This window comes from Desulfovibrio subterraneus (genome assembly GCF_013340285.1).
Taxonomy (GTDB): domain Bacteria; phylum Desulfobacterota; class Desulfovibrionia; order Desulfovibrionales; family Desulfovibrionaceae; genus Halodesulfovibrio; species Halodesulfovibrio subterraneus.
The window spans coordinates 44,444-62,823 of record NZ_BLVO01000013.1 but is presented as its reverse complement, the minus strand read 5'-3'; the positions used below and the strand labels follow the sequence as shown (position 1 = coordinate 62,823).

At 58.7% G+C, this 18,380-nt stretch carries 17 protein-coding genes and 1 pseudogene; 13 read left to right on the top strand and 5 right to left on the bottom strand.

The genetic code is table 11. The annotated features are described in order from the left end of the window. The first annotated feature begins 25 nt into the window (after nucleotides 1-25). The 6 genes from HUV30_RS07180 to HUV30_RS07155 all read left to right on the top strand — a co-directional run bounded on the left by HUV30_RS07180 (nucleotide 26) and on the right by HUV30_RS07155 (nucleotide 6,250). Nucleotides 26-1,390: a sigma-54 interaction domain-containing protein gene (locus tag HUV30_RS07180; protein WP_174404765.1), complete on the top strand. Its 1,365-nt coding sequence runs from the start codon at nucleotides 26-28 to the stop codon at nucleotides 1,388-1,390. A gap of 356 nt (nucleotides 1,391-1,746) precedes the next feature. Next, nucleotides 1,747-2,640: a NifB/NifX family molybdenum-iron cluster-binding protein gene (locus tag HUV30_RS18510; protein ID WP_308481072.1), complete on the top strand. Its 894-nt coding sequence runs from the start codon at nucleotides 1,747-1,749 to the stop codon at nucleotides 2,638-2,640. Nucleotides 2,641-2,656: 16 nt separating this feature from the next. Continuing rightward, a complete protein-coding gene (locus HUV30_RS07170; RefSeq protein WP_174404764.1) occupies nucleotides 2,657-3,076 on the top strand; it encodes a hypothetical protein in 420 nt (139 codons plus the stop codon). Then, nucleotides 3,067-3,981 carry a nucleotide-binding protein gene (locus HUV30_RS07165; protein ID WP_174404763.1) on the top strand — a complete coding sequence of 305 codons (915 nt, stop codon included), beginning with the start codon at nucleotides 3,067-3,069 and terminating at the stop codon, nucleotides 3,979-3,981. The genes HUV30_RS07170 and HUV30_RS07165 overlap by 10 nt, the downstream gene beginning before the upstream one ends. Next, entirely contained in the window at nucleotides 3,974-4,831 is an 858-nt protein-coding gene (locus HUV30_RS07160) for an ATP-binding protein (protein WP_174404762.1), read from the top strand. Before HUV30_RS07165 ends, HUV30_RS07160 begins: the two co-directional genes overlap by 8 nt. A gap of 102 nt (nucleotides 4,832-4,933) precedes the next feature. After that, nucleotides 4,934-6,250, top strand: a complete 1,317-nt coding sequence (locus HUV30_RS07155; RefSeq protein WP_174404761.1) for an iron-sulfur cluster carrier protein MrpORP — start codon at nucleotides 4,934-4,936, stop codon at nucleotides 6,248-6,250. A 236-nt stretch (nucleotides 6,251-6,486) separates the two neighbouring features. Here HUV30_RS07155 and HUV30_RS07150 read toward each other — a convergent pair whose 3' ends face one another. The 5 genes and pseudogenes from HUV30_RS07150 to HUV30_RS07125 form a co-directional block, all read right to left on the bottom strand. Further along, nucleotides 6,487-7,344 carry a 4-hydroxybenzoate octaprenyltransferase gene (locus HUV30_RS07150; RefSeq protein ID WP_174404760.1) on the bottom strand — a complete coding sequence of 286 codons (858 nt, stop codon included), beginning with the start codon at nucleotides 7,342-7,344 and terminating at the stop codon, nucleotides 6,487-6,489. After that, nucleotides 7,341-8,648 (bottom strand): annotated as a pseudogene (locus HUV30_RS07140) (HD-GYP domain-containing protein). Before HUV30_RS07140 ends, HUV30_RS07150 begins: the two are co-directional and overlap by 4 nt. A gap of 62 nt (nucleotides 8,649-8,710) precedes the next feature. Beyond that, nucleotides 8,711-9,496 carry a MogA/MoaB family molybdenum cofactor biosynthesis protein gene (locus tag HUV30_RS07135; protein WP_174404758.1) on the bottom strand — a complete coding sequence of 262 codons (786 nt, stop codon included), beginning with the start codon at nucleotides 9,494-9,496 and terminating at the stop codon, nucleotides 8,711-8,713. Nucleotides 9,497-9,498: 2 nt separating this feature from the next. Further along, entirely contained in the window at nucleotides 9,499-10,098 is a 600-nt protein-coding gene (locus HUV30_RS07130) for a hypothetical protein (protein WP_174404756.1), read from the bottom strand. 13 nt (nucleotides 10,099-10,111) lie between these two features. Next, the gene (locus HUV30_RS07125) at nucleotides 10,112-10,762 is read right to left on the bottom strand and encodes a LysE family translocator (protein ID WP_174404755.1); all 651 of its coding nucleotides are present in this window, start codon (nucleotides 10,760-10,762) and stop codon (nucleotides 10,112-10,114) included. A gap of 255 nt (nucleotides 10,763-11,017) precedes the next feature. Between HUV30_RS07125 and HUV30_RS07120 the strand changes: the two genes are divergently transcribed. The 7 genes from HUV30_RS07120 to HUV30_RS07090 all read left to right on the top strand — a co-directional run bounded on the left by HUV30_RS07120 (nucleotide 11,018) and on the right by HUV30_RS07090 (nucleotide 18,368). Then, nucleotides 11,018-11,602, top strand: a complete 585-nt coding sequence (locus tag HUV30_RS07120) for a TetR/AcrR family transcriptional regulator (protein ID WP_174404754.1) — start codon at nucleotides 11,018-11,020, stop codon at nucleotides 11,600-11,602. A gap of 60 nt (nucleotides 11,603-11,662) precedes the next feature. Beyond that, nucleotides 11,663-13,261, top strand: coding sequence for a DHA2 family efflux MFS transporter permease subunit (locus HUV30_RS07115; RefSeq protein ID WP_174404753.1), 1,599 nt, complete (start codon nucleotides 11,663-11,665; stop codon nucleotides 13,259-13,261). 48 nt (nucleotides 13,262-13,309) lie between these two features. Continuing rightward, the gene (locus HUV30_RS07110; RefSeq protein ID WP_174404752.1) at nucleotides 13,310-14,530 is read left to right on the top strand and encodes an HlyD family secretion protein; all 1,221 of its coding nucleotides are present in this window, start codon (nucleotides 13,310-13,312) and stop codon (nucleotides 14,528-14,530) included. 254 nt (nucleotides 14,531-14,784) lie between these two features. Further along, on the top strand, nucleotides 14,785-15,933 hold the full coding sequence (locus HUV30_RS07105; protein ID WP_174404751.1) for an AI-2E family transporter: 1,149 nt from the start codon (nucleotides 14,785-14,787) through the stop codon (nucleotides 15,931-15,933). A gap of 191 nt (nucleotides 15,934-16,124) precedes the next feature. Beyond that, the gene (locus HUV30_RS07100; protein ID WP_333473531.1) at nucleotides 16,125-16,322 is read left to right on the top strand and encodes a YwbE family protein; all 198 of its coding nucleotides are present in this window, start codon (nucleotides 16,125-16,127) and stop codon (nucleotides 16,320-16,322) included. A 154-nt stretch (nucleotides 16,323-16,476) separates the two neighbouring features. After that, entirely contained in the window at nucleotides 16,477-17,475 is a 999-nt protein-coding gene (locus tag HUV30_RS07095) for an SPOR domain-containing protein (RefSeq protein WP_174404749.1), read from the top strand. A gap of 428 nt (nucleotides 17,476-17,903) precedes the next feature. Further along, nucleotides 17,904-18,368, top strand: a complete 465-nt coding sequence (locus HUV30_RS07090) for an Lrp/AsnC family transcriptional regulator (protein WP_174404748.1) — start codon at nucleotides 17,904-17,906, stop codon at nucleotides 18,366-18,368. Nucleotides 18,369-18,380: the final 12 nt, after the last annotated feature.

The window sequence follows — 18,380 nt, the reverse complement described above, 5'->3', positions numbered from 1 at the left end:
GGCAGACTTTTTTCACGGAGCCGCCATGTCCCTTCCCGGCAACATCCCCTGCGAAGCCATCATGCAGTCCATAGCGGACGGCGTGTTCACCGTGGACCGGGAGTGGAATGTCACCTTCTTCAACAAGGCGGCAGAGGCCATAACCGGCATACCCGCGTCCGAAGCCATCGGCCGCAAGTGCTGGGAGGTGCTGCGCTCAAGCCTGTGCGACGGACAATGCGCCCTTGAAGACTGCATTGCCCATTCCCGCAGCATTTCAGGCAAATCCATCTTCATCGTGCGCACGGACGGCACACGGGTGCCCGTCTCCATTAGCGCCTCGCCCCTGCGGGATGCTGCAGGCGAGCTTATCGGCGGTGTGGAAACCTTCCGCGACCTCACGGAAATAACCCTGCTGCGCAAGGAGATGGAGTCCGCCTTCACCTTTGAGGACATCATCGGCAAAAGCCCCGCGCTGCGCCGCATCATGACCATTCTGCCCCAGATTGCCCAGAGCGACGCCACCGTGCTCATTACCGGCGAATCCGGCACCGGCAAGGAACGCATCGCCCGCGCCCTGCACAACATTGGCCCGAGGGAAGAAGATCCTTTCGTGGCGGTCAACTGCGGCGCACTGCCTGAAACATTGCTGGAGTCGGAACTCTTCGGCTACAAGGCTGGCGCTTTTACCGATGCCAAACGGGACAAGGCAGGCCGCTTCAAGCTGGCGAAGGAAGGCACCATATTCCTCGACGAAATAGGCGACATTCCCCACTCGGTGCAGGTCAAACTGCTGCGTGTGCTGCAGGAACGCACCTACGAGCCGCTCGGTTCCGTGGCACCGGAAAAAACCAGCGCCCGCATCATAGCCGCCACCAACGCAGACCTTGAACAGCGCGTGCGCGACGAACGATTCCGGCAGGACCTCTTCTACCGGCTCAACGTGGTGCGGCTGCACCTTCCGCCGCTGCGCGAGCGCACCGGCGACATTCCCCTGCTGGCGGACTACTTCGTCCGCCGTCTGAATACGCTGAAGAGCAAGGATATTCAGGGCATTTCCGAAGATGTCATGGCCGTTCTCCTGCGCCACGATTTTCCCGGCAATATCCGCGAGCTGGAGAATATTCTTGAATACGCCTTCATTCTTGCCAGCAGCGGCTTCATTCAGCTCGACCACCTGCCCGAGTCTCTGCATCCGTCAGCCTCAAGCTCTCCGCAGACGGGGAGCGCAGTCACGGCCGGAGCCGACCTTCCCATGACCATGGAAGAGATCAAATGCCGTGCCGCGCAGGCCGCGCTCGCCCGCCACGACGGACGCCGCATGGCTGCCTGCCGCGAACTGGGCATCACCAAGGATACCCTGCGCAGCCTGCTCAAGCGATGCCCTGATACGTCCCCCCAAGACGAATAACACCTCCCCTCCCCAGACAGACAATTCCCCACAAAGCTAACAGTCCGCGCCACCGGACGAACGGCTCTCATGTAGGCGAATAATTCGCCAACCAGCCTCCATTTCGGGCTAGTAATTAGCCCGATATTCCCTTGTGCCTCCAGTGTAATTATCACAACCTATCGAGATAACGACACTTCGTTCTTTGGCATCATTCCTGCCTATAGCCGGACAGCATCAGGCAATGACCGAATGGAGCACGAAGCCCCATACGGCAATCTGCCAGACGCGGGAAGGACCATAGCCGCAGACCAGACGGAATGCGCATTCCCCCCGCACCGAACCAGCCTGACGCCAAACTCAACACAGGAAGGAACATGATCGTCTGTCTCGCCCAATACAACGACCGGCTGGCATCTCTGTTCGAATCTGCCGACACGTATGCCATCCATCAGGTTCAGGAAAACGATGCCCGTCTGCTGGGTACCGTGCCTGTTGACGGCCTTGCACGAAAAGACCGTCTGGACCTGCTCACCCGCTACAGCGTTGCCCTGCTTGTCTGCGGCGCACTGTGCGGCTGTGACCAGCGGGTACTGAGCGAAGCGGGAGTTGCCGTAAAGCCGTGGGTATGCGGATCTGCCGACGACGTGCTCACCGCACTGCGCTCGAACGCACTGCGCCCAGACGTACAGGGTTCAGACGCACAAGGTTCAGACGCGTTGGAATCGCTCACCATGCCCGGCTGCAGGAACATGCGGGGCGGAGGTGGCATGCGCCAGCAAGGCCGCTGCCGTCACGGCTCTCCGTTTCCGGTTTCAACCGGAAATGCCCCAGATCAGACATATGGTCAGACGCCCGGTCACGAGCATGACGCCTTTCTGCAAACCGATGCTACAGAACAAGGAGATATCATGAAAATCGCCATCACCGCACAGGGCACCTCACTGGAAAGCCCCCTCGATCCCCGTTTCGGCCGCGCCGCCGGTTTTCTGATCGTGGACGAGGCAAGCGGCAATACCGAATACCGCGACAACAGCCAGAACCTCAACCTGCCTCAGGGTGCCGGCATTCAAGCTGCCATGAACGTGGCTGATACCGGCGCCCGCACCCTCATCACCGGCCACGTCGGTCCCAAGGCCTTCCTGGCCCTCAACAAGGGCAACATCGCGGTCTACTACTCCGAAGCGACAACCGCGGCCGAAGCGCTTGAGGCGTTCAAACGCGGCGAACTTTCCAAAGCTGATGCTCCCGACCGTGAAGGACACTGGTAATAGCAAGGGAGGACACATGAATAAGACACAGCAAAACCGCAATGGTTACCGTGGTGGCTCTCAAGGTGGTAACCAGAGTAATTTCGGCCAGTGCCGCTGCGGCAATCGTAACGGCTTTGGCCAGACGCAAAATGAAGACCAGACACGAAATGAAAACCTGATGACACCTGAAACGGCAACTGCCGCCATGCAGGATCAAAGGCCCCGCGGCCTTGGCAACGGCCAGGGACGTTTCCGCAGAAATGCGGCCATGCAGAACGATGCGGAAATGCAATCCGCACAATGGCAGAAGGACATGGGCAGGGGCCGGCGCAGGAGACTGCGCGACGGCAGCTGTCTCAACCGCATGGCCCGGCAAATGAATCCGACACCCCACAGTTCTCTGGCCGGAGAGGACGCCACAGCCGGATCTGAACGGGAAACACCATGCACATAGCCATTGCCAGCGGCAAGGGCGGCACAGGCAAGACCACTCTTTCGGTCAACCTTGCCGCCCGACTGAACAGAACGGGGCTTCGCGTCACCCTTGCGGATTGCGACGTTGAAGAACCCAACAGCCATATATTCCTCTCGCCGGAATGGACCCGCGAAGAAGAGGCGCATGCGCCGGTACCCCGCATCAATCAGGAGCGGTGCGTCGGCGAATCCTGCCGCATATGCGTCAGGGAATGCCGCTTCAAGGCGCTGGCATGGATGGGTGAAGTCATGGAATTTCCCGAGCTGTGCCACGGCTGCGGCCTGTGCATGGAAGCCTGCCCCGCAGGAGCCATAACGGAAGGCAGCCGGGTTATGGGTGTTCTCAGCCACGGGACAACCGGAAGCGCTGACAATCCGTTGCACCTTGTTTCCGGCAAACTGCGCATAGGCGAGGCCATGTCGCCCCCCCTCATCCGCGCCCTGCTGGAAGAAATGCAGACAGCACCCTATGCCGATGGCATTGTGCTGCGCGACTGCCCCCCCGGTACGTCCTGCCCCGTCATCACCTCTCTGGAAGGAGCTGACTACACAGTACTGGTAACAGAGCCCACGCCCTTCGGCATGCACGACCTGCGCCTCGCCGTGGAAACTCTGCGCCTGCTGGGTCAGCCGTTCGGTGTGGTGGTCAACAGGGACGGCATGTCCGCCGGAATGGACAATACGGCGTTGGACGACTGGCTGCGGGATGAAGACATCTCTGTTCTGGCCCGTTTTCCCTACAGTCAGGCAGCCGCCTCGGCGTGCGCCGCAGGTTCCCTGCTCATAGACGCCCTGCCCGAAACCACAGGCATATACGATGCCCTCTGGCAAGCCATTCAGGGCAACATGCCGCGCCAACAGGCAGGAGGTGCCGGCAATGCGTGAACTTCTCGTCATCAGCGGCAAGGGAGGAACCGGCAAAACCACCATCACTGCCGCCCTTGCCGCTTCCGGACCAGCAAAGGTCATTGCGGACTGCGATGTGGATGCGGCCGACCTGCACCTTATCGCCCGACCGCACCAGACCGTGACCACGCCCTTCTACAGCGGTCAGCGGGCTGTTTTCGACAAGTCACAGTGCATTGATTGCGGCCTGTGTCAGGAAAAATGCCGCTTCAACGCCATCGCCGACGGCATACGCCACCGTCCCGAGCTGTGCGAGGGCTGCGGGCTGTGCGCCTTCATCTGCCCTGCCGGAGCCATACGCATGGAAGAACGCCTGTGCGGCGAATGGTATTGCTCCGATTCCCGCTTCGGTCCCATGGTGCACGCGGCATTGGGCATAGGCGAAGAAAACTCCGGCAAACTCGTCACCACCGTGCGGACGGAATCCAACAAGATGGCGCAGGAGCATGGCGTTGAAGTCATTCTCACCGACGGCCCCCCCGGCATCGGCTGCCCTGTTATCGCTTCCTTGACAAATACCGATCTGGCCCTTTTAGTAACCGAGCCGACCCGTTCCGCGCTGCACGATCTGAAACGGATAGCAGGGCTTACGCGCCATTTCCGCGTTCCTGCCGCCGTGGCGCTGAACAAGGCGGATATTCACAGCGGCCTTGCCGACGAGGTTCGTGCATGGTGCCACACAGAGAACATTCCCCTGCTGGCGGAGTTCGGATGGTCGGACGATTGCACAAAGGCCCAGCTGCTCGGCCAGTCCCTCGTGGAGTACCGGCCGGATGCATGGCGTCCCGTATTTGAAGACCTGTGGCAAAAGCTGCTCGACCTGCCCTGAGGCCGGACGTTTGTACATCATGTCCCCAAAGCCGTCCAAGGCGGCCATTGAACATACTGCGTGTTGCGCACACGGTGCGGACACATCAAGGAGATTTTCGAGATGAGTGAAAAAGCCTGCGGTTGCACCAGCACCGATTGTTCTTCCAGCGGCTGTTCCTCCGATTCCGGCAACCACAGCCATTCCGGCGGTTGCGGCTCCGGCTGCGGCGGCCACAAGGAACTGGCTCCCGAGCAGGATCGCATGAACCGCACCCTGCGCCGCGTAAAACACAAGATCGTGGTTATGTCCGGCAAGGGCGGCGTGGGCAAGAGCACCGTGGCAACCAACATTGCCGTGGGCCTTTCCCTTGCCGGAAAGAAGGTCGGCCTGCTGGACGTGGACGTGCACGGCCCCAGCGTGCCGCGCCTGCTGAATCTGCGCGACGCCAAGGTGCATATAGACGCCAACCATATTGAACCCGTGGCATGGAGCGACAACCTCTCCGTCATGTCGCTCGGCTTTCTGCTGCCCAACGCATACCAGCCGGTCATCTGGCGCGGTCCGGTGAAGCAGGGCTTCATCCAGCAGCTGCTTTCCGATGTCACATGGGGCGACCTTGACTACATGGTTGTCGACTGCCCTCCCGGCACCGGCGACGAACCCCTTTCCGTTCTGCAGATGCTGGGTGCGGACGCCAAGGCCGTGATCGTGACCACCCCGCAGGGCGTGGCCATTGACGACGTGCGCCGCTCCGTGACCTTTGTGGGCGAAGTGGGCAACACCGTACTCGGCATTGTCGAAAATATGAGCGGCGTGGTCTGCTCCCAGTGCGGTCATGTGGAAAACATCTTCGGCAAGGGCGGCGGTATGCGTCTGGCACAGGAAACAGGCGTGCGCTTCCTCGGTGAAGTTCCGCTGGACCCCGAAGTGGTCCGTTCCGGTGACGAAGGCTACTGCTTCCTCAAGGTGCAGCAGGACAGCCCCACGGCCAAGGCCATCCAGCATATCATCAAGCCCATCCTTCTGCTTCCCGACCCGCAGGAAGGCACAGTGGTGGCCTCCGCAGCGTTTGCGCCTGCTCCCACCCTTTCCGGTGAAGTGAAGATCGCGGTGCCGCTCGCCAAGGGCCAGCTTACCCAGCACTTCGGCCACTGCGAACAGCTCGCTGTGGTTACCGCCAACATGGACACCAAGGTTGTCACCGGCAGCGAACTCGTCACCCCGCCCCCGCATGAACCCAATGTCATGCCCGCCTTTGTGGACCGGCTCGGCGTAAAGCTCGTCATCGCCGGCGGCATGGGCCAGAAGGCGCTCAAGCAGTTTGAAGAAAAGGGCATTGCCGTGGTTTGCGGCGCTCAGGGCGGCTCTCCGCTCGAAGTGGTCAGCACCTACATGGAAGGCAAGCTGCTCATCAGTGCCAATGCCTGCGACCACTAGCCTGTAGCAGAACGAATAGACTGAAAAAGCCCCGTGCGTTTGCACGGGGCTAACACAATTGCCTCCGGCGGGCAGGGGGATAATCCCCATGCACCCGATATAAACGATCACAATCCGTTTTTGACATCATCCCCGGCTTAATGAATTCTGATTCTTCAGAAAACTGAAGTTCGTCGAATAACAAAAAGCCCCGTGCAAACGCACGGGGCTTTTTTAATGAAAGAAGAATGGGCTTGTTACAGATAGATGCCCAGCAGCACTCCGATGAACAACGCCACGGAAATGTAGCCGTTCAGGGTGAAAAAGGCCATGTCCACGCGGCTCATGTCCTCTGCGGAGATGATGGAATGCTCCCAGTACAGCACGGCGGAAACAACGGCCCACACTGCGAAATAGGGCCACGAAAGCCCCCCTGCCCAGCCGCCCATGAGGAACATGATGGATGTAACCACATGACAGAAGGACGAAATGGTCAGCGCAGTGGGAAGACCGAAATGCTGCGGCACGGAATGCAGACCCACGGACTTGTCGAACTCCGTGTCCTGACAGGAATAGATGATGTCGAATCCGGCCACCCAGAACACGATGCCCCAGAAAAACAGCACAGCGGGGACGGTGAACTGCGGGTCCACGGCAATCCAGCCGGCGAGGGGTGACAGGGCAAGCACGCCGCCCAGCCAGAAATGGCAAATCCACGTAAAACGTTTGAGCAGGCTGTACACAGCGGAAACAGCCAGCGCCAGCGGGGCGAGCTTGAGGCACAGGGGATTGAGACCCCAGCAGGCAAGCACGAAAATGGAACCCATGATCACAATGAAGGCCCATGTCTGCGCCGGAGTGATTTCGCCAGTCACGAGCGGCCGCTGCTGCGTGCGGGGGTTCTTCGAATCGAAGGGCAGGTCCACCACGCGGTTGAAGGCCATGGCAAAGGAACGCACCCCCACCATGGCCACGGTGAGCAGCAACATGGTAAAAATAGCGGGCTTGCCGTCAGAAGCCATGAAAGCGCCTATATACGCAAACGGCAGGGCGAACACAGAGTGTTCTATCTTGATCATGCGGCAGACCGCACCGAACTTGGCTAAGGGGTTCATGCTACTCCGACGTTCTTTTCAGATGAAAGGTTCATGTCCGCCTCATCGGCGGAGGCATTGCGCACGTCTTCGGCAAATGCCTCAAACTCCCGCTTTGCACGTCTCTGTTCGCGCATGCGGGCTTCATTGATCTCGTCAAAATGCGTCATGAGCACCTGCACCACTTCATGGTCAAGCGCTCCGTTTTCCACCAGCCCGTGCATCACCTCCACCGTCTGTTCGGTGGTCATGCCCGCGCGGTAGGGGCGATCTTCCGTAATGGCGGTAAATACGTCCGCCACCTGCATGATTCGCGCGCCAAGGCTGAGCTGCTCAGCCGTGCGGCCCATGGGATAGCCTGAACCGTCAAGGCGCTCATGGTGCCGTGTTCCCTACTCGCACACCAGTTCAAGACCGGCTACGCCGCCGAGGATGAACTCGCCAACCATGGCGTGATCCTGCACGACGAGAAATTCGTCCTCGTCCAGTTTGCCCGGCTTCTCCAGAAGTCTGTTGGGAACGGCAAGCTTGCCGATATCGTGCAGCAAACCGGCCACATACATGGCCTGACGGCCATCCACATCAAAATGGAAGTGACGCGCAAGGTCCTGTGCCACAACAGCCACGCCGCGTGAATGGGTCGCCGTGAAACGGCTGCGGAAGTCGATCACCTGCGCAAAAAGGCCACAGAGACCGAGGACCTCCCACGCATTCAGGGTTACCTGCTCAAGCCGTTCGTAGGCGTCGGTATACAGGCATTCGTCCGGATCGAACAACCCCTTTAACGCATCAGGTTCCTCGATCATCTCGGAAAACAGCCTGATGCAGTCAGGATTGAACTTGCGACCGGATTCTTTTCTCGCGGCTTCGAGAATGTGGGCAAACTGTCCACCGTAGGGTTTGCCACGGTCCAGACGCACATCCACAAAGTCCACAAAATTCACAATACCTGCCGCCACCGCAAGCTCATGCGGCATGCCGGAAGTCAGCAGCCTGTCCCAGTGCGTGTGGTGATCACCAATAATATGTGCCACATCCTCCAGTCCGGCAAAGTCCGCAAAAAGCAGCTTGCCGGCCCGAGCGTGGGTGTGCACGTCCTTCTCGAATCCCAGAGACTCCAGCTCGATATGCAGGGCAACAGCCCCCACATCGTGCAACATACCAGCGAGCAGCACGTCGCGCTGCATGGTCGGGCTAAGGTTCATCCTTCCGGCCATGCGCGCGGCCATGCATCCTACATGGGCATGATGCTTGCCGAGCGTACGGGATACCAAATCGAGGGCGCGTGAAAGTACACCAATGAGGTCTATAAGTCGGACCTGCATGAATCTCCCCAATTACGTGTGTTCTCATCTTCGGCGCGGACAAGCCGCACCGTGCCGCCGGGCTAGCTTCCGCAGTCTGCGGAATCTCCCTGCAGCTTGGCTACCGTGTGCGCTACCGCAGGCAGCACGGCTTCCAGATTTTCTGCCACAGCCTTGCGGCTTCCCGGCAGCGTGATGATCAGGCAGCCCCCCAGCGTACCTGAAACAGCTCTTGAAATAACTGCGTTGTGCGTTTTGGCAAGGCTTGCAGCCATCATTGCCTGCTCAAAACCATATAAACGCTTCTCCAGAATACCTGTTATGGCCTCAGGCGTTGTGTCGCGCGGGCCAACCCCGGTGCCGCCGGTGGTCAGAATCACATCATATCCCTGCCCGAGAGCAAGCTCCATGACGGTCTGCTTCAGTTCGGCAATGGAATCGGGCAGAATGAAGCCCTGTGCATGGCCCACGTTCAGGCTTTCACGGACAAGGCGCTCAATAAGCGGCCCGCTCTCGTCCACACGCTCACCCGCAGCTCCCTTGTCCGAAAGGGTAACCCACGCAATGCTCAGCCCCTTGCTTGCGGCGGAAAAAGCCAGCGAATCAGCCTCTTCCATGTCCACCAGCGCCTCGGCCCAAAATCCTTTCACCGCATGCAGCACACCCGGCACAGGCAGTGCCGTATTCTGCACCACCCTGAAAAGTTCCTCTCCTGTTTTTCCCACCAGCAGCGTACCCGCAGGCAGCCATGGGCGGGGACCAAGCCCGTTCACGCGGTGGCTGCAGGCAAGCGGCACTTCCACGGAAGAAAAGAAGACCATCTGCCCTTTGCTGATATTGCGGCACAGACCGAAATTGCAGGTATGCATCGTCACTCCTTCGTCTTCGAGAACGTTGCGGGCTTTGCGGGAGCATTCTTCTTGGTGCGCTTGGTAGCTATGAGGGGTTCTTCCTCGGCAGAAAGATCCCGTGCGCGTTCCACGTCCACCACACAGAGCCCTGTGTTCCAGTCGGCGTAATAGGCTTTTACAGCGTCACGGCAGCCGCGGCGCTTGTACAGGTGCTTCCAGTTTTCCCGGCACTGCTTTTCCAGCGGCTTCACATGCTCCGTCACGTTCAGACGTTCAATGTCCTGCACGCACCACGCAATGTCGCCATAGGTCATGCCCTTGTTGGGACGGGCCTTGCGGGCCATCTCGCACCCGGTAAGGCACCCCTTGCGGGTCAGAATGCCGTATTCGTCGTCCTGCATGCAGCGGGCGGCGCAGGTTCTCCACAACTGGGCGGAATCAATGGCATAGCGCAACGAGCTGTCGGCAACGGAATCAACGACAGACGGGAGAACGACAGGTTTGGACACAACGGAACCGTTGCCCGCCATACCGCCTTCAGGTGTGCGTGTGCCGCAGCCGGTCAGCAGAAGCAGACAGGCAAGCAGAAGCAGACAAACATGTTTGCAGTGTCCGGCCATACGTTCACCCTTGTTAAGGCGTCTGCTCCAGAGCCAGACGCACACCGAACCCGACCATGACCGTTCCGGTCACCGTTTCGAGCTTGCGCTTGAAAGCGGGACGCAGCAGCACATGCCGCACCCGGCCGAGGAACATGGACAGCAGGGTCAGGTAGATGACGGCTATCACGAACTGGAAGCCGACAAAGAACAGCGTATCGCGGATGATGAGTGCGGGGTCGCCTATCACTTGCGGCAGAACCGCCAGATAGAAGACCACCACCTTGGGGTTGAGCACGTTGCTCATGAACCCTTCGCCAAAAGCCTTGCGCAGTTGCTTCATGTTCCCGCGAAGCAGCGGCACGCCTTCCATACCCAGTCCGTCGGGCAGGGCCTCGCCCCGCCATGCGCCCCACAGGGACCGCACGCCGAGATAGACCAGGTAACAGGCACCAAGTCCCTTGAGAATGGAAAAGGCCGTGGCCGAATACAGCAGCACGGCAGAAAGACCGCACACGGAAAGGGTGGCATGCACAAAGAGACCGCAGCAGGCACCCACGCCTGTGGCGATTCCCGCAAACTTGCCGCGCAGCATGACATTGCGCAGCACGAGCATGGTGTCCTGACCGGGAGTGATAACCAGTAAAAAAGCAAGGCCCAGCAGGGCCCAGAGCGTGCTATCCACGATTGCCTCCAATCGGGTGATCAAACAACATTGGCAAGCCCACTCTATCGGGAAGCCGTAACATACGCAAGAGCAACCACTACAGCAAACGTGATAGCCCCTTCGTGCTCACGCCCTTGTATACAAAAGTGGCAAAATCCCGTTGACCATCCCCGGAAACAGGCGTAGCAAAACGTAGCAAAAGCGACTGGCCGGTCAGTATTGACTTGGCACTCAATTTCAACACACTGTTTTATAAAGAAAACACGAAGAGCCATGCAGATCCCTGATGAGAACAAGCGCAAGAAGATAATGGAAGCAGCAAGCGCCCTGTTCGCCACCCGCCCCTTTCACAAGGTGCTGCTCACGGATGTGGCGGCAGAAGCGGGCGTGGGCAAGGGAACCTTGTACATCTACTTCAAAGACAAGGACGACCTCTATCGTTCCGTTGTCCGCGCCGGATTCAGAGATGTCATCGAGCGCATCAGACAACAGCTGAAAGAACGCGAGGAAATGCCGGAAACGCAGCTGCGCAACGCCATTGGCGAAGTGGTGCGCTATGCCTACGGCAACCCCGACATCTTCCGTCTGCTCCGCGAAGCGCATGCCAAGGCGGACGATACGGCCCACTGCGCCTCTGTGCGCCAGGAACTGGCCACCATGTTTGAAGAAATCATCCGCGTGGGTGTTGCCAAGGGGGTGTTCCATGACCCGCATCCGGAACTGAGCGCCCGCTTCATCCCCGGATTCGTGCGTTCTGCCTTCATTTACGGCGACAACAACTACGACACGGCAACTCTCGAAAGCCACATCATGCGCTTTGTGCTTGCGGGCCTGCAGGCTCCGGTTTTGGACAAGTAACACCCAGCTACAGTGGGCCCCTCCATTCCAAAGGACACGCAACGAACCGGTAACCGCACAATGTCAGAACCATCCAAACCATCCCCTGCACCGGCCAGCGCGTCCTGGACTCCCAGAGTGAATCCGTGGTTCATCGCCCTTGCCGTCATGCTCGCCACTGTTCTCGAAGTGCTGGACACTTCGGTTGCCAACGTGGCTCTGCCGCACATGGCAGGCAATCTTTCCGCCAGCACGGAAGAAGCAACGTGGGTGCTTACCAGTTATCTGGTATCCAACGCCATTGTGCTGCCCATGACCGGCTGGCTCTCAACCACCTTCGGCCGCAAGCGGTTTCTGCTGAGCTGCGTCGTGCTCTTCATCATCGCCTCGGGTGCCTGCGGAGCCGCTCCCACGCTCGGCACGCTGGTCTTTGCCCGCATCATTCAAGGTGCTGCAGGCGGTGCGCTGCAACCGCTCTCTCAGTCCATTCTCATGGAAAGTTTTCCGCCGGAAAAGCGCGGCGTGGCCATGGCCGTTTTCGGCCTCGGCGTGGTTGTGGCCCCCATCATCGGTCCCACGCTGGGCGGCTGGATAACCGACAACTATTCATGGCGCTGGATATTCTACATCAACCTTCCGCTGGGGCTGCTGGCGCTGTTTATGTGTCACAGTTTCATCGAAGACCCGCCTTACCTGCAGGATATCAAGAACCAGCGCAAGGGATCGGTGGACTACATCGGCTTCGCCTTCATGTCCGTGGGACTTGCCACGCTGCAGATCATACTCGATCAGGGGCAGCAGGTTGACTGGTTCTCGGCAGTCTGGCTGCGCTGGTTCACGGCCATCTGTGTTGTTTCGCTCATCGCCTTTGTCTACTGGGAGCTGCACGTAAAGCACCCCATTGTCGATCTGCGGGTGCTGAAGAACAAGAACTTTGCGGCCGGTACCGTGCTCATTTTCATGGTGGGCATCGTGCTCTACAGCACGGTCACCATGCTCCCGCTCTTTCTGCAGAACCTGCTGCACTACCCCGCTCTGGACAGCGGCATGGCCCTGTCGCCGCGCGGCATGGGTGCGGTGCTCGCCATGTTCCTCGTGAGCAGGCTCATAGGCAGGGTGGATTCGCGCATGCTCATCGGGCTGGGTTTCGCCATGCTCGCATATTCGTCATGGCGTTTCGGCAGCCTGAACATAACCATAGGCATGGGGGATATCATTATTCCCAACGTCATCATGGGGCTGGGCATGGGCTTTGTGTTCGTGCCGCTTTCCACCACGGCCATGGCAAGTCTGCCCGTGGAAAAAATGGGCAACGCCGCAGGCATATACAACCTCATGCGCAACATAGGCGGGGGTGTGGGCATTTCAGTTGTCACCACCATGCTCTCCCGCGGTGCGCAGGCCAATCAGGCACATCTGGCGGCACATACCTCGCAGTATGATCCTGTGTTCCGCCAGTACGCCGCAGGTCTGACAGAATCGCTCAAGGGGCATGTTCCCATAGGGTCTGAACACCAAAGCGCCCTTGCCACCATCTATAAAATGATGGTGGAGCAGGCTACCCTGCTCTCGTTCATAGACATTTTCCGGTGGCTTGCCGTTGTATGCGCGCTCTGCATCACGGGCGTGTTCATCCTGCGCAAGTCAGGCCGCAGTGCCGGCCCCGTAGCGGCCCACTAACCTTCTGCAATTGAAAATACGAATATAGCTGGAGAACGGAACACAACTATGGAAACCCCTCAAAGCGCCACAGATGTAGCCACCGCCGTTGCTGCCCGCAAGGCCGGCCGCAGAAAACAGATTCTCATGCTGGTACTCGTTATCGCCCTTCTCGGTTCGGCCGGCTATGCCTGGTCCATATGGGGCGAAGAAGAAACTGATGATGCCTTTGTCGACGGCCACATCTATTCCGTCACACCCCGTGTTTCTGGCTTCGTGAACAATGTTCTCGTCGAAGACAACCAGCGGGTGGAAGCCGGACAGCTACTGGTCGAACTTGATCCTACCGACCTTGAAGTGGCCCTTGCGCAGGCCCGCGCAGATCTCTCCACGGCAGAAAGCCAGCTGGATGCCCTTGAAATGCAGGCCCCGCTGACCCTCAGCGAAACCGATTCAAAGGTATCGCAGGCCAACGCCCAGCTTGCCGCCCTGTATCGCAGCCTTGAACAGGCAGCGGAAGAAGAGGAAGCTGCCCGACAGTCAGTTGATCAGGCAACCGCAATGGCAAAACAGGCCGCTCTGGATATGAAGCGGTATGAAACCCTTATTGCCGACAAGGTCGTATCGCAGTCTGCCTATGACAATGCCGAAACCAAACTCAAGAGCGCGCAGGCAGAGCTTGGTTCCGCTCAGGCAAAGATGCTGGCACTGGCCCACAAACGCGGCTCTCTGCAGCAGGATGTGGACCGGCTGAAGGCTAGCATACGCCTTGCACAGACCGGCCATGACAAGGCGCGCATAGACGACAAGCAGGCCCTTGCACAGAAGGCCCGCGTGGAACTTGCCCGCGCCAAGGTCAAACAGGCCGAACTGAACCTTTCCTACACCCGCCTTGTGGCACCTTCCGCCGGATACATAACCAAGCGCAATGTGGAAACCGGCCAGCAGGTTGCCGTGGGGCAGATGCTGCTTGCCGTGGTTCCGCTTGACCGCGAAGGCCTGTGGGTTACCGCCAACTACAAGGAAACCCAGCTCACGGACATGCAGGTGGGCCAGCATGTCACCATGAAGGTGGATGCCTATCCCGACGTTGAACTCAAGGGCAAGATAGAGTCCTTCATGGCGGGAACCGGTTCCGCCTTCTCGCTGTTCCCGCCGGAAAATGCCTCAGGCAACTTCGTCAAGGTGGTGCAGCGCGTGCCCGTAAGGATCATGCTGGATGAGGACATCAAGAACCTGCCCGGCCTGCGCATCGGCATGAGCGTGATAACCGTTGTGCACACGCGCTGATCGCCTCATTCGATTCGACAACATTCTGCGCCCCGCCGGTTTTCCCCTGCGGGGCGTTTTTCTCTTCTTTTCCGGCAAACCGGACCATCCGGCCATTGAGAAAATTCAAAAGCCATGCCGCATTGCATCGTCCTGAAAAGACAGGTACTGTGACCAGAATGAGAAACGGCTGGCTCAAAGCATTCCGGGCCTCAGCCGCCGAACCCGATCTGCAAGACATACCTCAATCAAACAAGCAACCTGCAGGAAGCGCAATGGTCATCAGCGACAAGCCCTTCACCTTCGACAGAGTCATACGCATAGCCATAACCATCGGCCTCATATGGGGCGGCATACAAGTACTCGGCTACCTGAGCGATGTACTCGTACCCTTTGTGGTTGCGCTGATTCTCGCCTACCTGATGCACCCGCTCTGCCTGCGTATCCAGCAGTATGTGAAACGCCGCGAAGTTGCGGTGCTGCTCACGCTTGCCATCATCATCTGCGCGCTGGTGGGGCTTACTTCGCTCATCGTGCCCATGATCACTGCTGAAGTGAAACATATGGGCAACCTGCTCACGGAATTTGCCAACAACTCGGCACTGGCTGCCAAGGCATCGCGTGAGCTGCCTTCCGAGGTATGGGCCGTTCTCAAAGATGTGCTCAACCAGAGCGACCTGCGCGACTTCTTCACCTCATCGCAGGGGCTGGACATGGTGCAGGCCGCCGCCAAGAAGCTGCTGCCCGGCCTGTGGGGAGCCGTGAAGGGAGCGAGCAACCTGTTCATGGGCATAATGGGGCTGCTCATCATCGTGCTCTACACAGTGTTTCTGCTCATGGATTTCCAGAAGGTGCAGTCTGACTGGCGTAGCATGCTCCCTGCCGCATGGCGCACCCCTGTGGAACTGTTCGTGAACGATTTTGAAGCAGGCATGAACCGCTATTTCCGGGCGCAGGCCGTGGTTGCCGCCATTGTGGGTGTTCTCTTCGCCATCGGCTTTTCCATGATCGGACTGCCGCTGGCTATTGTGCTCGGCCTGTTCATCGGCGCGCTTAACATGGTCCCCTACCTGCAGATTCTCGGTTTTGTTCCCGCCATTCTGCTCGGGCTGATTCACTGGCTTGAGACTGATATCAATTTCGCGGTGCTCCTGCTGCTCATTCTCGCCGTTTTCGGCGTGGTGCAGCTCATTCAGGACGCCATTCTCACCCCCCGCATCATGGGGCAGGCCATGGGGCTTTCTCCGTGGATGATTCTGCTCTCGCTTTCCGTATGGGGCAAACTGCTGGGCCTGCTGGGACTGCTCATCGCACTGCCCATGACGGTATTGACCCTCTCCTACTATCGCAGGCTCATTGCTCCGGCACCGGACCTGCCGCCGGTATCGGATGAGGAGGTTCCTCACACCGAAACTCCGGCCTAAGCATCAGCCCAGACATCGGCCGAGACATCGGCCGAATAGCCGGACCGCCGCAAAAACCGGACAGCACAAGAGACAGACCGGCCAACGGATCAATATAGCCCGCGATATGGCGTGCAATATGGCCCGCAAGGCTCTTTACTCACCATCAGGGCGTGCCCTTTCCTGCGGCACGCCACCGCAACAGGAACAGCATAATGGACGGCACCAACCGTAGCGACATACACCCCGGACTCAAGGTCCGTATCGTGCTCAAGCAGGACCAGCGCACCGGCAAACTCACTGAAGGCATTGTAAAAAACCTGCTCACCAAGGCCCCCTACCATTCAAGAGGCATCAAGGTGCGCCTTGAAAGCGGACTCATAGGCAGGGTGCATGAGATCATAGGCTAAAAGAGCCCTGCTTCTTTTTACTGAGGACTTGCCACACAATCATGACCGTGTAATACTGACCCAGAATATCCGGATTATTTTCGTCCGGTTCCCGAACCGGAGCACGGGCGATTCTGGAGCGGACAATCCGGATAAACCGGGACGGGCACCGGCCATGAACGGATCAAGACGGTTTAATCTGCTTTTCGGGCTTGCCGCCATGCTCTTTACTGCCCTTGTTTACGCCGCCCTTTCGAGCAAGTGGCTCATCATATCCATTGAACCCTCCCTCACCACCCGCCATGCGGAAAACGCCCTGCCTCATGGCCTGAGCGCAGGCATGGGACTACCTTCCGGCTCCACGGCACCCTCAGCAGGCATTGCCGCTTCATCGTCCGATCTTTTCAGCGCCTTTCCCGAAGAAGCCATGGCAGCACAGGAAATGCGGCAGTTCCGAGAGCCGTTGATTGAGACAGCTGCCGGACCCGCCGACTTGCCGGTGAATCCGCTTCAATCCCAAACCGTGCCGCCTGCACAGGGGCAGACGCACGAAGGGATGGCCGCACCGGAGAACGGACAGGCCGGCACACCGGCTAGCACAGACCCAATCCAGCAGAACCGCGTCCCCTTGCCTGCAACGGACGTAGCGCTGAAGAAAGGGAACAATCTGGCCCCCCAAACTGGCCGCAGGGATATTGTTCCGTCGATCCCTTCAGCTTCTGACGCATGGCAATCGGCAACGACTGTTCCAGCGACATCAGGCCTTGTACCATCAGGCCGCATAGCTTCCCCCTCCGCTACGTCCGCCACCGCGACATCCGCTTCAACAAAGTCTGGCCCGGCAACAGTTGTCCCCGCCTCATCCCCTGCGTATTTCGCGCCTTCACCAACCTCCGGCACGCTCTGGATGGCCCATGCAGGCAGCTATCGTACCCGCGAAGCCGCATTCACCGAACGCAACAGGCTCGCCAAGGCGGGTTTTTCCGCCGAAGTGATCGTGCTGTATGATACGCGTCGCACACCTTGGTACAGCCTGATTGCCGGTGCCGGAGCTTCCCGCCGCACCGCCCTGACCATTTGCTCGCGGTATACCACGCTGCACGGCACGCAATGCACGGTGCGCAGCTTCCCCGCCCCCAAATACAGAGCGCGGGCTGAACAGGCCCGCCGCTAAATACATCTTTTTCCCTTACAGGTGCACACCCCTGCCCGCAAACAGAGTGCTCGCCTGCGTTTTCTGCAGCACCGCATCTGACGCAAGCAGTGCTATCATCTTTTTTCCGCTGATTTTCCCTATGATGTGCCACCCTCGTGAAGAAAACGGCAAAGTTGCGCAGCAAAGTGATGAAGAGCGCTTGCTTACCTGTAATGATTAGAGAATTCTTCAATGGTTACAGAGGAGTGAATTTGCATTTTTCCGCAAAAATCACTTTCTCATGACGGGGAATTGAACTTTTTTGTAATTTCCGATAAGTAACGAACCGAGCTTATTGACGGCATCGCGTGGTTGGTTGGGCTTTCGCCCTGTTCCCCTCACCTTGCGCGGAATAAACGCTGCTGAAAACAGCAACCCCTCCGCGCCAGAGCCTTTCGGAGGAAATAGTGAAAATCGACAAGCTGAGCTTCCAGATTGCGGGGCAGTTGCTTGACGGGCGCAAGTCCTACAGGGAAATCGCACAGGAGCTTTCCGTTGCGGAGAACACCGTGCGCTCGCGCATCAACAAGATGCAGCAAGACGGAGTAATGGACATTGTGGGTCGTCTGGATGTTGAAAAAATTCCCGGCCACACCATCGTCTACACAGGCGTGCGCCTGAGCGAGAGGGACTTGTTCTCAAAGTGTCAGGAACTGAGCGAGCTGAAGGGAGTTATCTCTTCTGCCGTGGTTACCGGCCGATTCGACATCATCCTCACCCTGCTGCTGCGGGAAGGATTCGGGCTACTGGAGTTCTACTCCAATGAAATGTCCAAGGTCGACGGCATCCTGTCTGTCGAGAGCTTTGTGGTGTACAAGGGTACCCGCATGATGGCTCCCTACATCCTTGATCCTGACACGCTGCCGGAATAGCCGACATTTTTT

Excerpts from the sequence above, each read along its gene's own strand:
- HUV30_RS07105 (WP_174404751.1), top strand. The coding sequence starts at position 14,785 with ATGGTCATCAGCGACAAGCCCTTCACCTTCGACAGAGTCATACGCATA.
- HUV30_RS07115 (WP_174404753.1), top strand. The coding sequence starts at position 11,663 with ATGTCAGAACCATCCAAACCATCCCCTGCACCGGCCAGCGCGTCCTGG.
- HUV30_RS07110 (WP_174404752.1), top strand. The coding sequence starts at position 13,310 with ATGGAAACCCCTCAAAGCGCCACAGATGTAGCCACCGCCGTTGCTGCC.
- HUV30_RS07160 (WP_174404762.1), top strand. The coding sequence starts at position 3,974 with ATGCGTGAACTTCTCGTCATCAGCGGCAAGGGAGGAACCGGCAAAACC.
- HUV30_RS18510 (WP_308481072.1), top strand. The coding sequence starts at position 1,747 with ATGATCGTCTGTCTCGCCCAATACAACGACCGGCTGGCATCTCTGTTC.
- HUV30_RS07155 (WP_174404761.1), top strand. The coding sequence starts at position 4,934 with ATGAGTGAAAAAGCCTGCGGTTGCACCAGCACCGATTGTTCTTCCAGC.
- HUV30_RS07170 (WP_174404764.1), top strand. The coding sequence starts at position 2,657 with ATGAATAAGACACAGCAAAACCGCAATGGTTACCGTGGTGGCTCTCAA.
- HUV30_RS07130 (WP_174404756.1), bottom strand. The coding sequence starts at position 10,098 with ATGGCCGGACACTGCAAACATGTTTGTCTGCTTCTGCTTGCCTGTCTG.
- HUV30_RS07165 (WP_174404763.1), top strand. The coding sequence starts at position 3,067 with ATGCACATAGCCATTGCCAGCGGCAAGGGCGGCACAGGCAAGACCACT.
- HUV30_RS07120 (WP_174404754.1), top strand. The coding sequence starts at position 11,018 with ATGCAGATCCCTGATGAGAACAAGCGCAAGAAGATAATGGAAGCAGCA.
- HUV30_RS07180 (WP_174404765.1), top strand. The coding sequence starts at position 26 with ATGTCCCTTCCCGGCAACATCCCCTGCGAAGCCATCATGCAGTCCATA.
- HUV30_RS07150 (WP_174404760.1), bottom strand. The coding sequence starts at position 7,344 with ATGAACCCCTTAGCCAAGTTCGGTGCGGTCTGCCGCATGATCAAGATA.
- HUV30_RS07095 (WP_174404749.1), top strand. The coding sequence starts at position 16,477 with ATGAACGGATCAAGACGGTTTAATCTGCTTTTCGGGCTTGCCGCCATG.
- HUV30_RS07135 (WP_174404758.1), bottom strand. The coding sequence starts at position 9,496 with ATGCATACCTGCAATTTCGGTCTGTGCCGCAATATCAGCAAAGGGCAG.